The organism is Vibrio sp. B183 (assembly GCF_000740665.1).
GTDB lineage: Bacteria > Pseudomonadota > Gammaproteobacteria > Enterobacterales > Vibrionaceae > Vibrio > Vibrio coralliilyticus.
Genome location: NZ_JPQB01000014.1, coordinates 1 through 15,044, shown reverse-complemented (window position 1 = coordinate 15,044; position 15,044 = coordinate 1). Strand labels below are relative to the sequence as shown.

Here is a 15,044-nt window from a genome sequence, read left to right as displayed (position 1 = left end):
ACCAATTTTGTAGGACTGACATTGGAACTGCTTTCTATCGATTTTTTGGGTAAGCCTTTGCGCCTTGAGGGCTCTTTGGCTGGTTGGCAGCAACTCTTTTGGGATAATCAATTAGTTTCCCAGCTTGATGCGGATTCTGAGCGTGGTAAAGAGTCGTCGCATGAATTCAAACTGTTCAACGGTGAAGAAGAGCTGATATGCCGACTTGAAACATCACTCGATTGGCAACCTTTTTTAATTGAATATAAAGCGATACTCAATGAACAGTTAATTGCTCAAGGTAGCCGTGATACAAAAGATATAGAGCAGCAAACACCGTTTACGCCACCAGAGCCTGAGAAAAGGTTTAGTCTAATTGGTTTGTTGTCACTTGGCATGAAAGCTTTCAAAAGTGCAAAGCTGATTAAAGTCGTTTTGGCCTCAGCCAGCCTGGCTGCATATTCGTGGCTGTTTTCCTTTCAGTTTGCTTTGGCATTGATTGCTTGTTTGGTATTCCATGAATATGGCCACGTTAAGGCGATGAAGTACTTTGGTATGAAAACCAAAGGCATTTACTTAGTGCCTTTTCTTGGAGGATTGGCGTTAAGTGATGAAAAGATCAATACGCGCTGGCAGGATGTCGTCATCTCCATCATGGGCCCAATGTTTGGTTTTGTATTGTCACTCATTCTGGTTGTACTTTATTGGATAACGGGTGAGATGTTCTTTGCGGGCTTGGCGGTTTTTAATGCTTTCCTCAATTTATTTAACCTCTTGCCAATCCTGCCTCTTGACGGAGGCCATGTTCTCAAAAGCATCAGCTTCTCTATGAACAGCCTGATGGGAATTATGCTATGTACAGCGGCTGCGCTTGGTGGCGTTGCGTTGAGTTACTCATTGGGATTAACGCTGTTTGGCTTCTTGCTTATTATGGGCACATTAGAAATTGTCATCGAGTGGCGAGGGAGGCACCACAGCCATCTATTGCCGCTTGATAGGTATGGTCAGGTTGTCGCCGCCGTTTGGTACGTTGCGTTAGTAGCTGGCCTGATTGGTATCATTTGGTATTTCGCCGGGACAGGCGATCAGCTTTTACAGCTGCCACTTATGATATTGGGGACTTAGAACAAATTGGGGAGCATTTCGCTCCCCAATTTGTTTACGAACAGTTTGGTTTCTTCACATTGTAGTTTGGCAACGTCTTTATCTTGGCTGATAAATCGTTTATGCGAGTGTCGTGTGAAGGGTGGGTGGAAAGCAATTCAGGCGGCTGACTTCCACCTGAAGCTTTAGCCATGTTTCGCCACAAGCTAATACTCTCGTTCGGATCAAAACCGGCTTTTGCCATGATTTCTAAACCAACAATATCTGCTTCAGACTCCTGAGTTCGTCCGTAAGGCAATAACACCCCGTATTGCACGCCAAGCCCCAAAGCGGCCATGGTTGCATTTTGATACTGAGCGTACTCTGAAGAACCTAGTGCGGCTCCAGTAATTTGCAAGCCAGCATTCGCTAACTGAGATTGTGAAAGCCTTTCGTTACTGTGATCGGCGAGAACATGCGCGATTTCATGACCAATGACAGTTGCCAGTTGATCTTCATTCTTCGCGACTTTGAGCAGCCCAGTATAAACGCCAATTTTACCTCCAGGCAGTGCAAAAGCATTGACTTGGTCACTATCAAAAACCACAACTTCCCAATCTTTAAACTCTGGTTGTTGAGGAACTTGCTGCGTGACGGCTTTCGCGACACACTGGACATATGCGTTTATCTTTTTGTCTTTGCTTATTTTTTGCTGCTGCTTCATTTGTTCAAAAGACTGGGCGCCGAGAGCACTCATGTCTTGATCAGAAAAAAGCAGCAATTGATTTCGTCCTGTTGGCGATGAGGTGCAGGCAGCTAACCCTACAACGGTAGCTAAGGCTGTATATTTCAACCAGTTATGCATGGAACGCTCCGTTTCACTCTTATTATTTTGCTAATCATACCATTAGGTTACAATGCTTTGTAACGAATCATCACGAGTACTTATATGACTATCTGGAAACGACCTATTGACCTTGATCGTCTAAATGCGACATCTGAAAATACTTTGATAGATCACTTAAAGATCATTTATAGCAAAGTTGGCGAAGATTTCATTGAAGCCACAATGCCAGTCTGTCATTTCACCCACCAGCCTCTGGGAATGCTACATGGCGGTGCTTCGGTAGTGTTGGCTGAAACCTTAGGTTCTGTTGCGGCAAACTTTTGTGTTGAAGATGATGCCTATTGCGTCGGGCTGGATATTAATGCCAACCACATTCGCTCGATGCGAGAAGGTCAGGTTATTGGTCGAGCGGAGCCGATTCATCTCGGTATCTCTACGCAAGTATGGCAAATCAATATTACTGATGAGCGAGAAAGATTAGTGTGTACCAGTCGTCTTACCATTGCAGTAAAGAAGAAACGCAACGCTAAACAATCTCTTAAGGCTAACCAATAATGGTTGTTGAATTTAAAAGCGGAAAAATCATCGTCACGTCTCATGAAATTGTGGTGAAAGTTGCTACAGAACACATGATCACATTGCAGGCTCAGGTGGATGCAATTCAACTTATCGGTCGAGGTGCTAACGTTATTGCTGCCAATGGCTCTGAGACCAAATGGTCTATCAAGCTTGATAACGAACAACAACTGTTCAAAATCGCAAGCGAAATCGGGATCGATATTCAATAACCCTAAAACGTACTTGCTTCTTCGATATAAATAAGGAAACTTAGTCTGGTCATGTTTATTTGAGATTTCCTCTTTATGAGTAGCCCCAGACTTCGTGTTCAATTTGAAACCTTATTTGAACACTACAATGGCAAAGATTGTGGTGTTCAACTTGAAGAAATTACCGAGATTCTGTTTTGTACTAGACGCAACGCACGCATCGTACTCAACAAAATGGAAGAGGAAGGGTGGATCGAATGGCATCCTTCTCCGGGGCGAGGTAAGCTTTCTCAACTTAACTTCAAACGCAGTCGTACTGATGTCAGCGAAAACCTCGCTAGGCGATATCTTGAAGAAGGGAAAATTGGCCAAGCGCTTAAAGTACTGGACCAAGACTCTGCGAAACTTGCGCAAGTAGTTGAAAGTTATCTGGGCGTGCAGCAGCTAGAAGGGCAACAAGTCTTAAGATTGCCATACTATCGCCCGCTATCCATGCTCAATCCTGAAAAGCCAGTTCGTCGTTCAGAGCAGCATATTGCTCGTCAAATCTTTAGTGGGCTGACTCGCCTTGATGACAGTGAGAAGCTCTGTCCTGATCTTGCCCACACATGGGAGATGCTCTCTCCTCAGCATTGGCGGTTCTATCTCAGACCAAATGTACGTTTTCACAACGGCGACCTCCTAACAACGGACATGGTTGTTAACTCATTACTCGCACTAAAGAGCAAAAACCTGTACTCACATATAGAAGATGTGGTTAGCCCAGGCCGTTGCGTTGTTGATGTGATTCTTAAAAAGAATAACTTCCACTTACCACTATTATTGTCTGAATCTGATGCTAAAGTCCTATTACCAGAGAACTCCAGAGCGGAAGATTACGACGTAAACCCGGTTGGAACAGGGCCTTACAAAGTAATTCAAAATGATGACAAAAGGCTTGTTTTACAAGCTTTTGATGGCTATTTTGGTTTCAGGCCTCTAATGGACCGTGTAGAAGTCTGGGTAATTGATGATATTCATTCATCAATGGTATTTCCGAGTATGACGAATCCAATTAAACCTGAAACAGGAACCTACAGTGATGAAGTTGAGCTTGACCCAGGCTGTACCTATTTGTTGCTCAACCGTAGTAGTGGGTTAGCGAAATCTGACGAATGGGCGAATTACTTCAGTCACCGCCTTGGATCCCTGAATCTATATCAGGAACTTCCTCAGGAAAAGATAGTGGAATTAGGTGTGCTACCTGCCCATGGGCTGAAGCCAGGCTGGTATCACCATACTAGGCAAGGGCACTATACGTCGCCGCCTTCCTACCGAAAAGTAACGATTGCATACCACGGACAACACCCAATGTTCCCGACATTGGTAAAGTGTATTGAGTCGCTATTGAAGCAAGATAACTTAGAAGTTGAACTTATTAAGTATGACATCACTCTACCGGATATTGATGATGTTGATATTTGGGTCAAACCGATGGGTATTGCAAACAATCGCGAAGATGGATTAGCAGGTTGGCTACTTAACTATAGCGATATTGAGCAGTTGAGTAAGCCTGAAGACTTTAAATATTGGTCTAGCCTTGTTGAGGTTTGGCAAGCAGAAGAAAATAGCGTTTTCCCAGCAAAAGACTTAGGAAAATCTCTTGTAGAGAAAATGCAGATCATTCCTATGTTTCATTGTTGGTTGGGAATCAGTAAAGACCAATGTGGCTCGCTGCAAAACGCAAAATGTAATGCGCTCGGTTGGTTTGATTTTAGTCAGGTTTGGCTGAAGCCAGAGAAGTTAAGCGAAGATTCAGAGATGTTAAATGGCAAAGCCGAATAAGAAACAACCCAGTAAAACAGTAGATATCTATTGCTCCAAGTGTAAATCTCAGCTCTTCAAATACCGAAAGGGCGGTAAAGGGGCACTGGTGAAGTGTTTTAAAGAGCGTATTGTCGAAGATTACACAAAACTGGCGTGCCATTGCCCTGAATGTGGTCGTGAGTTCGCGAGAGAAGCATTGATTAGAGGTGCTCCCGCATACAAAATTATTGGCGGAAAAGTCACTATGAAGTAGAGCTGACTTAGCATAATCTTTTAACAAAATTAACAGTAATATTGACCGAGAATTCTGTTGAAAATGAGGCTAGGCGCACTGATTTTGATCTTAGTCGATAAAAATCGTAAAAATATCGTTAAGAGCTATCATTGAATTTTAAAAGTGTTAGAATGGCGCTGTTCAAAAATTAGTCCAGTCTATCAACTTTGCAAACAATAGGGGTTATCAATGGAGCTAGGTCTCATCATCGCTTTCATCGTCACGTCAGCTGTAATGGTTAAGAAAGAGATGACAAGCTCAAAATAATTACCGTTTCATTCATAACATTTTTTGTTATCTTTTTTTGAATGAACTACGAAAGCTCCCAGATTCGGGGGCTTTTTTGTTTTTTGCGTTTAACTATCTGTAGTTTGAAAGTAAAAAAAGCCAGCATAAAGCTGGCTTTGAATTATAGACAGTGTGTTGGATTCTGTTAGAACTGGTAATCTACACTTACACCCCAGTTACGACCTGGTTGGCTTTTCGAGTCAATGCTAAAGGTCTCGCCTGTTGCGTCATACCCAGAAAGGTCTTCGTATAACCAGTACTTTTTATCTAGGATGTTAAACAAACCAGCACGCAACGTTAGATCGTTCATAGGACGATAAAATGCAGTTAAATCAACAAGAGCATAACCTGGGGCATCTGCATTTGAGTCGCTGTTCCATTCTGATTTACTAGCAACCATTTTAACATTTGCTAAAGCACCAAATTTCTCTCGATTGATACCTAAGCCAAGATCTGCTGTCAGTGGTGCTACTGAGTCTAAATCGTTCCCAGTCTTTTTATCTTCGCCATCTGCATATGCTACTGCTAAGCGAGAGTATACACCTTGAGGTGCATTGAATGCTTCATCGAGTAGAACAGTGGAGCTGAACTCGGCACCATATATCTCAACTTCATCAAGGTTTTTCTTAGAGATGACGTCTTTACCGCCTTGCTCACCAGTCTTCTCCTGCACAATAAAGTCTTTGTAGTCTGAGAAGAATGTTGAGAATTCAAACTTAGCGCTGTTGAACTGACCGCGTAGACCCGTCTCGTAGGAAATACTTTTTTCAGATTTCAGGTTTGGGTTAGCCTCAATAATGGCACCTTGGTTGTAAAAGTAGTATAGGTCATAAACAGTTGGGGCTTTAAAGCCTTGGCTGATTTGTCCAAAAACAGACAAGTTGTCATTCAAATGATACACAGCACCTAGCTTTCCTGTGAACGCACTGTCCTTGTTTTCAGGATACTCGGTGGTGTACCCAGAATCAGTTGACGGATCTGCATTAAATGAGTCATATCGTAGCCCAGCCGTCATGATTAAAGATTCATCAAGGAAGTACGCTTGGTCTTGTAGGAAAACACCCCATTGCAATAAATCTGCGTCAGGTATGCCTGTGCTTCCTGGTGTCACTGTTCCAAAGTCATATTTGTAATCAGTATTGTCTAACTCGAACTTAGTTGAAACGTAGTTTACGCCGTACGTGAATTCGTGCGGAGCTGCGCCTAATTCAGCCAGTTTAGATGCCTGTGCATTAAACTGTATTGATTTATCGCTAGAGTCTCTCTCACGCATACGTTTTCCGTTCATGCCGGTAGTATCGTAGTTTTTAGATAAAGAGCTAGAATCCTGATAGTTAAGTGACCAATCAAGCTTATCTGTTATAGCTGTCTCAAGCATCCATTCGTGTTCAACCCCGACACGCAGTCTTTGATTTGTGTCTTCGTTGTAATTATCGGTGTAGGTGAAACCAGGCATGATTGTGTAGCCGTTATAGTTAAGCTCATCTTCATCATACTGCTTGTTGTAGTATTCAACTGTCACACCTAATCGGTGTAATTCGTTTACTTGATAGAATGCTTTTGCCAAGAGGTTACCGAGCTCACTGTCGGCGGGGTTAGCAGCTCCACGATCAGGACCTTCCACCTCAGAACCAGAGCCATGTGTTTCTGTTTCATGACCTCTCGCATAAGTTGCCATTAGCAAAGTTTCTAACTTATCTTCACGCATTGCCCAAGTTAGAGTGTTCTTGAACTCTTCATTCGCTGAAGAGTAACCAGACTTGATGCCAAATCTATGTTCGTTACCATCAGTTACGAGGACATCTTCCGGGTTCTTTGTTCTAAACAGAACTACGCCACCTAAAGCATCTGAACCGTATAGTGTCGAAGAAGGACCCTTGTTGACCTCAATTGCCTGAAGAGTGTCAATCTCGATACTGTTAGGGTATTTTCTTTGTTCGGTAGCTCCTGGGTTATATGGAACAGGCTGTTGAACGTCATCAACCATGACCTTCACGCGGCTTTGATCCATACCGCGAATATTAAAACCAGATATTCCAAATCGACCAGTACCTTGTGCGTTTACACCCGGAGTGTATTTTAGAGCTTCTTTAACATCGTTTGAGAGTGTGCTGTCGATGTCATCAGCAGAGACTGTTTCAATAGAAGAGCTAACATCTGTTTTACTTTGCTCTGTACGAGTTGCGGATACCACTACTTCTTCAAATAGTGCATACTCTTCAGCATGCACACTCGGCGCTAGGGCGAATACAATAGAAGCTGACAATAATGATTTTTTATACATTGTTGTAATTACCTTTAAATCCATAATTAGGCTTATGTTTGAACGCAAAGAACTCTATAGGATCTAAATGATAATTACTATCGTTCGTATTATTGAGAATTGACGGCTTTTTTACCGATCTGCGTTTTAATTAGAGAAAAATCTTTAAAATACAAGCAGATGAACATTATGTTAACAATTGTAAAGGTTCAACTTACGTATCGGTGATGTGACTTAAATCACGATATTCACTGGGTGTATTAATAGGAAGAATAATATTGCAAAGTCCAATAACACTAGAGGCGATGCATATCCTTGATGCGATAGATCGCAGAGGAAGTTTCGCGGCAGCTGCTAATGAGCTCGATCGGGCGCCATCGTCATTGAGTTATCAGATTCAAAAGCTTGAGCAAGATCTCGATATCATGATCTTTGACCGCTCTGGCCATAAAGCCACTTTTACAGAAGCAGGAAAACTGATTCTTGAAAGAGGGCGAGTCATTTTGTCTGCAATAGAAAAACTGGTTAATGATGCTAGCGTTCTCGCTAATGGTTGGGAGCTCGATATCACACTCGCTTTCGATGGTATTGTGCCTGTTCAGAACTTTTTCCCTATGGTTGATGCCCTAGGGAATGTCAGCTCAACACTGATCCGACTACAAGAAGAAATCCTAGCGGGTTGTTGGGAATCACTCGATGAAGGTAGGGCAGATCTATTGGTTTGCCCAAAACCGGAAACGTTATCGCTTGATGTCAAAGCTGAATCGATTGGTTCGATGAAAATGATTTGGGTTGCGGCGCCGAACCATTACGTCCACAAGCGAAATGGGCCGTTTGACGAAGAGGCCAGAGCCAAGTATCGAGTTATCGCAATTGCCGATACGGCGAGAGAGCAGCCAGCAATTAGTGTAAATATCCTCCAGAGACAACCGAGACTGACTGTAACGAATTTGTCGGCTAAGGTTGATGCCCTGCAGTCAGGTTTGGGAATCGGAACATTGCCGAAATCGGTTGCCCAAGAATTGATAGAGAAAGGAACGTTAGCACAGATCTCAGATACTGAAGAATTTGATATAGACATTATTCTTGCTTGGAAACGCAATCAAATGGGTGAAGCAAAGTCGTGGTGTATCAAATACTTAAAGAAAAATTGGCCACTTAAAGAGTGATCCTGTTGAAGCTGGTGGATCATCCACGATCCACCAGCTCATTTAATGGTAAAACCATGTCAGCAACGCCATCCTCGAACTGCACATCTAGCTTAAAACCGAGCTTCTGAGCCAGCATCAACATTCCTCTGTTGGTTGGCATTGTCATTCCCGATATTTGCTTCGTTCCTTTGTGTCGGCAATAGGCAATGATTTTGTTCATCAAAATTTTACCCAGCCCTTTCCCTTTCAAGTCCGAGCGAATCAATATTGCGAATTCAGCATCCGTATTTTCTGGGTTAATCAATGCGCGCGATACACCGATGATTTTAGGTTCTGAATCATAGTTAGCCACCGCAACAAACGCCATTTCACGGTCGTAATCGATTTGTGTCAGGTTTGCCAAAGCCTCATGATTAAACTCTCCAACATCGCTAAAGAATCGTTTGTATAAGTCTTCTTTAGAGACATTGTTGATGAAGTCTGCATGACCGGGCTCATCTTCGGGAAGAATAGGGCGCATTAAGATCGTATCGCCACCTCTCAATTCTATCTTTTCTTCATACTCAACAGGGTAAGGACGAATGGCCAAGCGTTTCTGGGCATCACCTTGGTATTCTTTGAGCACTAAATCTGCGTCTAGGATCGTAAAACTATCTCCAACCGCAAGTACTGGATGAATATCCAGTTCATGTACTTGAGGGCAATCTACCACCATCTGGGAAATTCGAACTAATAATTCGGAGAGTCCTTGAATATCCATTGGAACGGGCAGCTTCTGCGGGCGTATCTTGCCACTCTTAATGGCCCTAACAATCAAATAGCGTGCGAGCGTCATGTTTAGAGGGGGCAGCGCTGAAGCAGCGTCAATCGATTCATCCCACTCCGAACCCCCTTGCCCAATCAAAATGACGGGGCCAAATGTTTCATCGGTTTTGACCTTGATTCGAATTTCTTCGCCGCCGGCAAGTTTCGCCATGCCCTGTACTAACAAGCCGTGTATATGAGCTGAAGGGTAAGAGAGCTTAGTCCTATCGAGTATTGCTTGAGAGGCACTCGCAACTTCTTGGCTGTTACGTAGATTTAGCATTACACCTTGCACATCTGACTTATGAGCAATGTCAGGCGAACGTAGCTTAACGGCAACGGGGTATCCGATTTGTTCAGCAACATGAACCGCTTCACTAGCGTCAGAAGCTATCCATGTCGGTAGGACATTAAAATCAAAATGCTTAAGAAAGTGGCCAATTTGGTGAGTATCCAAAGATACTGTATCTTTATCCAGTAGCTTTTCATCTATCCACTTTTTGGCTTCGTTTAACTCACCAACGTGCACTGGTTCTGCGGTTGTTGGTGTTTCCATCAGCTGTTTTTGGTTTCGTCTATATTCCACCAAGTGCATGAATGCAACAACTGCGCTTTCCGGTGTTCGATATGTTGGAATGCCAGCTTGAGTAAATATCTGACGAGCAGGTCTCGCGGTGAGTTCACCTGACCAGTTGGTCAGAATATTAAATCGCTTATGTCTAGTGTGCCCTTTAATTGCTTCCACAATCGCCATGGCCGTTTGCTCAGAATGAGCGATAGCTGATGGGCTATGCATAATTAAAATCGCATCAGCACAATCGCTATCCATAAGAACATTTAACGTATCGATGTACCTTTGATGTCCTGCATCACCTACCAGATCGATAGGGTTGTTATAACTCCAACTTGAAGGGAGCACATTGCTCAGTTTGTCCACGACGTCATCGGGCAGCGCCGCTAATTTGCCACCGCGGACTAACAATGTATCAACTGCCATGATTGCAGGGCCACCGCCATTAGTAATGATCGCTAAACGTTCACCCCGAAGCGGAACTGAGTGGGTGAGTGTTTCTACTGCAGCAAACAATTCATGGGAATTGTTTACTCTTAGCATGCCTGTACGGCGAATTGCGGAGTCATAGATAATGTCGAGTGTATCGTCACCGCCGGTATGTGCTTGAGCGGCCAATCTCCCTGCGGAGGTTTTTCCGCCTTTTAACACTAGAATTCGGCGATTTCGCGAGGCAGCACGAGCTGCAGACATAAATCGTCTTGCGTCTTTAATCGTATCTACGTAGAGCAATATAGCTTCAGTGTGGGAGTCAGTGCTCAGATAATCGAGTAAGTCCGCGAAGTCGATATCGGAAGCGTTACCTAGAGAGATAAAAGCTGAAAAGCCAATGTTTTTGTCGTTCGCCCAATCTAAGATCGTCGTGCACATAGCTGCCGATTGAGAGATGAAGGCTATCTTTCCTTGCTGCGCCGTTACTGGTGAGAAAGACGCATTAAAGTTGAGCCAGGGGAGAATAATGCCAAGGCTATTTGGACCCAATATACGAATACCTGACTGCTGAGCAATGGTAAGACAGGCATCTTGAATACTGTTGCCTTCTTCAGTTGCCAAGTGCATATCCGCTGACAACACGATAACCGTTTTAACTTTTTTATCCGCGAGTTGTTCGAAGAGTTCTAAATTCCGGCTGGCGTTTGTACATAGAATAGCGACATCAGGCTTAATAGGAAGAGACGCGATATCTTTATAAGCAAGAACGCCACACACCGAACTATAACGTGGGGTGACGGGCATAATCGCACCTTCGAATCCGCCTTGAAGAAGATTCTTCATAACGATATTGCCTGCTCGCATCGCTCTGGTCGAAGCTCCAACAACAGCGACTGACTTTGGTTTAAGCAAGTGGCTTAGACTATTCATTTCTGCACTCCGACATTCAGCGTTTAAGCTAATATTAACCAAGCACTTAAACGAATTCAGAGATAATTAGGCGTTGTTTTAATCAGATCACCTGACGTGACTCCGACTTTGTGCCATGTGTCACAGTGTATTGATATATAATTAGAATGTTGGGTTGATTCTAATCCTATCTAACGGCATGATTTACAGTAATTTCTACAAAAGGCATTTGAAGAATTCATGAAAAAAATCGCAATAGTTGGCTTATCAGTGGTGCTTTCAGCGTGTGTATCGAGTGATTACGTAACTGACGTATCCTCTGAAAGCTATCGTGAGGATTACAAAACAGCGGCAGTAGAAAAGCCGATTGTTTCAGAGCAAGGCGTTACCAACGGCGTCACGGAAGAAGCGGTTAAGACTGTAAGGCCGATGGCTGAGAAGCAAATGACTACTATGCAACCTCAGAAGAAGGCTAAGCCAGCAGTCGCGATTATCCCTCCAACAGCAAAACAAAAAGCGATGAACCCACGTTATGGTTTCACGATTCAGGTTGTTGCGGTTGGTAGCCAAACCAAAGTGGACCAGTTTGCACGTAAACTACCACGTGATGGCGAGCCAGTGTGGGAAAACTATAAAGTCGTCAACGGCACAAAGTGGTACACAGTCCTTTACGGTGACTACGCCACTCGCGCTGATGCGAAGAAAGCCATTTCTAAACTGCCAGGCGAGCTACAAGACATGAAACCTTTCGTTAAGAGTATTGATGTGATTAAGAACTCCGAGTTCCCAACGCTGAATAAGCTTAACTAATTTCATAAAAAGGGGCATCAGCCCCTTTTTTAATGCGTATTAATCAATCAAACAAACTGTCAGAACGGTCATAATTCGGTTAAATCGATGAATCCTTGCCGAGTTTTTATTATGATTAACTCTACTAATCCCTCTGTTATTTCACGGAAAGATCCTTAATGGCGAATACAACAATTTTACTACTTTGTGGCGGCGGTTCTGCTGAGCATGAAGTGTCGCTCGTTTCAGCAGATTTCATACAATCCCAACTTGAGCTAACACCTGACTTTGAGGTGATTAGAGTAGAAATGAAACCTGAAGGTTGGTATCAAGGTGAGCAACTGGTTTATCTCGATACAAACGCTGGAACCTTGAACTCTGAAGTAAATGCAACAAAATTGGATTTTGTTGTTCCATGTATTCATGGCTTTCCGGGGGAAACTGGTGATATCCAATCGATGCTCGAACTTACAGGCATTCCTTATTTAGGCTGTGGACCTGAAGCAAGTACGAATAGCTTTAACAAAATCACGTCCAAACTCTGGTACGATGCACTTTCCATTCCAAATACGCCTTATATCTTTTTGTCAGAGAATAATAAGCAGGCATATGATCAAAGCTTAGCGGCGTTCGAGCAGTGGGGAAGTGTATTCGTTAAAGCAGCAAGACAGGGTTCTTCTGTAGGCTGCTATAAAGTGACAGAAAAAGATCAACTGCAAAAAGCAATCAATGATGCGTTTGGATATTCAGATCAAGTCTTAGTCGAAAAAGCAGTAAAGCCCCGCGAGTTAGAGGTTGCAGCGTATGAATATAAAGGCCAATTGCATGTGACGCCACCTGGAGAAATTAAAGCTCCAGAAGACACGTTCTATTCATACGAAGAGAAATACAGTGCAGATAGTCATTCGACAACAGATGTTGAAGCGTCGAATCTTACAGACGATCAACGACTTATTATCCAACAAGCTTCTGAGAAAGTGTTCAAACAAATGAGGCTACGTCACTTGTCTCGAATTGATTTCTTTTTAACTCCAGAAGGAAATGTGTACTTGAATGAAGTGAACACCTTCCCAGGAATGACACCAATTTCGATGTTCCCGAAAATGGTTGAGCATAGTGGGCTAAAGTTCTCAGAATTTCTTGCTGATTGCGTCAAGAGCTCACTTTAGTCCCACGGCTTAAAGCGTTTAAACACCATCATTTCAGTTTCTGCGGTGACCTTATTTCCCAAATACTGATAAGGCATCGCAGGGCTAAGCCATCGACCATAATGTTGGATATCGATCGCTTTCACTCCCTTACGAGATAAATCTTTTACCGCGCCAACTCTTAACGATTGGCCAGAAAACTTAACGTTTAGTTTTAGTCTGTCGCTCGCAGCACGTAAAATTCTATAAATGGAAGAGTCATTCAATGGCTCAACGCCAATATTTCCATGTTTGTCTATCGCACTAAATAAGTAATCATTTTGGGTGGGAAGCTTGTTTAGCCATCGCAATAAATACTTTTGGCCATGTTGAGAAAGTGGGTAGCTAGAGCAACCGACGTGAACTGTTAAACCTTCACTATTTTTCTCGATGTCGGCTGGTGACATCTTTTTAAGCTCACTGCGTTTCAGCATGCATTCGAACATAAGATGATAAATCGCAAGATCTCGAACTACTTTTAATGAAGGCTTGTTATCCAGTTTTTGGGTCAACGCTTCAAGATGCTTTCGTTCAAACGGGACAGTAGGATGGGCGTCACCAGACTTTTCAATCCTTAATGCGGCTAGAGATTGTTGGACGGAAAAGTGTGCGGTCGGGTCACTCATTTCTAGCACTCTATGCACAAGTGATATTGTTACCACGTAACGCCTTAACGTGGAATATTTTCTTTGCCTTGATTCCCTTTCAAGAAACAAGCGCACGGCAGCGGTAGAAGCGGGTAGAGCATTAACAGATTTCTTCTGGCAATACTCGGAGAAAAGATTCCAGTCTTTTGTTAATGCTAACAAAGAGTTATTCGAATACTGACTGTCTGTCAGTGAGTTCATTGTGTCTATGGTCACACATTGAGTAAACTGTCTAATGAATCGATTTCTTGTAGCTAAATCTGTGATTGCTCTAATGTTTTTTTTCATCGAAGCGCACTATAACGATATTATCCTTATTCAGGATACTTGATTAAGGGCAATATACAATTATTATTAAATTAACTGATTAATAGAATAAAAAATATTATGGCTGCTGCGACATATCGAGGGTTCACCCTAAAAACTGCTGGAAGTTCTACCGACGTATGGCAAGTTCAGATTAAAAATCATGTTTTATCTGGAAGTATGCCTGCAGTAAAAAAGAGCATTGATTGGTTTTGTGATACTGCCACTATTATAGATCCAAAAGAGTTTGGTTCTTTAGGCAATAAAAAACAGGCCGAGGGTTCTCCATCACAAGAAAACTTTCATGGCTATACCATTAAAAACGATACCGGTGAAGTTAACACTTGGTATTGTTTCTTCAATGGCAAGTTAATTAAAGGTGGAAAGCTTGCCATTCAGAAGCATATAGAGGCATACTTGCTGGCTAAGCAAAAAGCCGAACAGAAGAAGTAGTTATTCATGAGTCTTGTTTATTCCACAGATGTTGGTCGTATTAAACCTGAAGAAGAAAAAGCCCAGAGACCTAAAGGCGATGGGATCGTGCGTATCCAACGCCAAACTAAAGGTCGAAAAGGCAAAGGTGTTTGTATTGTTTCTGGGTTAGATCTTGATGACGCGCCGCTTAAATTACTTGCTGCGGAGCTTAAGAAAGTTTGCGGATGTGGTGGCTCAGTAAAAGATGGCAATATCGAAATACAAGGCGACGCTAGAGATAAAATTAAAGCGCACCTTGAAAAGAAAGGCCTTACTGTAAAACTAGCCGGTGGCTGATCTAATAACAGTTTGGATAATCTTTGATTAAACTAACTGATTATTATATACTTTATGGTAAATAACTTATGTTGAATGAAATAATGAAAGAAGAGTTGGTGTACTAACTTACACTAAAGGTGAATTTAACATAACGTACATAATGCGCACTAAGGGTGTAGGTGCAATTT

14 protein-coding genes are annotated in these 15,044 nt (G+C 42.7%); 10 read left to right on the top strand and 4 right to left on the bottom strand.

Annotation, left to right across the window (positions count from 1 at the left end; all coding sequences use genetic code 11):
- Positions 1-21: 21 nt before the first annotated feature.
- Positions 22-1,104 (top strand): site-2 protease family protein, encoded by a 1,083-nt coding sequence (locus IX95_RS14785; protein WP_038161343.1) that lies wholly within the window; start codon positions 22-24, stop codon positions 1,102-1,104.
- A gap of 34 nt (positions 1,105-1,138) precedes the next feature.
- On the opposite strand, the gene IX95_RS14780 is transcribed toward IX95_RS14785, so the two are convergent.
- The gene (locus IX95_RS14780; RefSeq protein WP_038161341.1) at positions 1,139-1,927 is read right to left on the bottom strand and encodes a M48 family metallopeptidase; all 789 of its coding nucleotides are present in this window, start codon (positions 1,925-1,927) and stop codon (positions 1,139-1,141) included.
- Positions 1,928-2,011: 84 nt separating this feature from the next.
- On the opposite strand from IX95_RS14780, the gene IX95_RS14775 reads away from it, so the two are divergent.
- The 4 genes from IX95_RS14775 (at position 2,012) to IX95_RS14760 (ending at position 4,735) form a co-directional block, all read left to right on the top strand.
- Positions 2,012-2,464 (top strand): hotdog fold thioesterase, encoded by a 453-nt coding sequence (locus tag IX95_RS14775; RefSeq protein WP_019277825.1) that lies wholly within the window; start codon positions 2,012-2,014, stop codon positions 2,462-2,464.
- A complete protein-coding gene (locus IX95_RS14770) occupies positions 2,464-2,697 on the top strand; it encodes a DUF3389 domain-containing protein (RefSeq protein WP_038161337.1) in 234 nt (77 codons plus the stop codon). Before IX95_RS14775 ends, IX95_RS14770 begins: the two co-directional genes overlap by 1 nt.
- Positions 2,698-2,772: 75 nt before the next feature.
- Positions 2,773-4,500 carry an SgrR family transcriptional regulator gene (locus tag IX95_RS14765; RefSeq protein WP_038161334.1) on the top strand — a complete coding sequence of 576 codons (1,728 nt, stop codon included), beginning with the start codon at positions 2,773-2,775 and terminating at the stop codon, positions 4,498-4,500.
- Positions 4,484-4,735: a hypothetical protein gene (locus IX95_RS14760; protein ID WP_006961010.1), complete on the top strand. Its 252-nt coding sequence runs from the start codon at positions 4,484-4,486 to the stop codon at positions 4,733-4,735. Before IX95_RS14765 ends, IX95_RS14760 begins: the two co-directional genes overlap by 17 nt.
- A 454-nt stretch (positions 4,736-5,189) precedes the next feature.
- Here the strand turns inward: IX95_RS14760 and IX95_RS14755 are convergent, their stop codons facing one another.
- Positions 5,190-7,328 (bottom strand): TonB-dependent hemoglobin/transferrin/lactoferrin family receptor, encoded by a 2,139-nt coding sequence (locus IX95_RS14755; protein ID WP_038161330.1) that lies wholly within the window; start codon positions 7,326-7,328, stop codon positions 5,190-5,192.
- A 257-nt stretch (positions 7,329-7,585) separates the two neighbouring features.
- Between IX95_RS14755 and IX95_RS14750 the strand changes: the two genes are divergently transcribed.
- Positions 7,586-8,476, top strand: a complete 891-nt coding sequence (locus IX95_RS14750) for a LysR family transcriptional regulator (RefSeq protein WP_038161327.1) — start codon at positions 7,586-7,588, stop codon at positions 8,474-8,476.
- Positions 8,477-8,495: 19 nt separating this feature from the next.
- On the opposite strand, the gene IX95_RS14745 is transcribed toward IX95_RS14750, so the two are convergent.
- Positions 8,496-11,195: a bifunctional acetate--CoA ligase family protein/GNAT family N-acetyltransferase gene (locus tag IX95_RS14745; RefSeq protein ID WP_038161325.1), complete on the bottom strand. Its 2,700-nt coding sequence runs from the start codon at positions 11,193-11,195 to the stop codon at positions 8,496-8,498.
- 219 nt (positions 11,196-11,414) lie between these two features.
- On the opposite strand from IX95_RS14745, the gene IX95_RS14740 reads away from it, so the two are divergent.
- Both IX95_RS14740 and IX95_RS14735 read left to right on the top strand, forming a co-directional pair.
- Positions 11,415-11,984: an SPOR domain-containing protein gene (locus tag IX95_RS14740; RefSeq protein ID WP_038161323.1), complete on the top strand. Its 570-nt coding sequence runs from the start codon at positions 11,415-11,417 to the stop codon at positions 11,982-11,984.
- A 158-nt stretch (positions 11,985-12,142) separates the two neighbouring features.
- Positions 12,143-13,132: a D-alanine--D-alanine ligase gene (locus IX95_RS14735; RefSeq protein ID WP_038161320.1), complete on the top strand. Its 990-nt coding sequence runs from the start codon at positions 12,143-12,145 to the stop codon at positions 13,130-13,132.
- Here IX95_RS14735 and IX95_RS14730 read toward each other — a convergent pair.
- Positions 13,129-14,085: a tyrosine-type recombinase/integrase gene (locus IX95_RS14730; RefSeq protein WP_031342364.1), complete on the bottom strand. Its 957-nt coding sequence runs from the start codon at positions 14,083-14,085 to the stop codon at positions 13,129-13,131. The genes IX95_RS14735 and IX95_RS14730 overlap by 4 nt on opposite strands.
- 99 nt (positions 14,086-14,184) lie before the next feature.
- Between IX95_RS14730 and IX95_RS14725 the strand changes: the two genes are divergently transcribed.
- Positions 14,185-14,556, top strand: a complete 372-nt coding sequence (locus tag IX95_RS14725) for a DUF3319 domain-containing protein (RefSeq protein ID WP_019277817.1) — start codon at positions 14,185-14,187, stop codon at positions 14,554-14,556.
- Between the two features lie 6 nt (positions 14,557-14,562).
- A complete protein-coding gene (yciH, locus tag IX95_RS14720; protein ID WP_006961002.1) occupies positions 14,563-14,874 on the top strand; it encodes a stress response translation initiation inhibitor YciH in 312 nt (103 codons plus the stop codon).
- Positions 14,875-15,044: the final 170 nt, after the last annotated feature.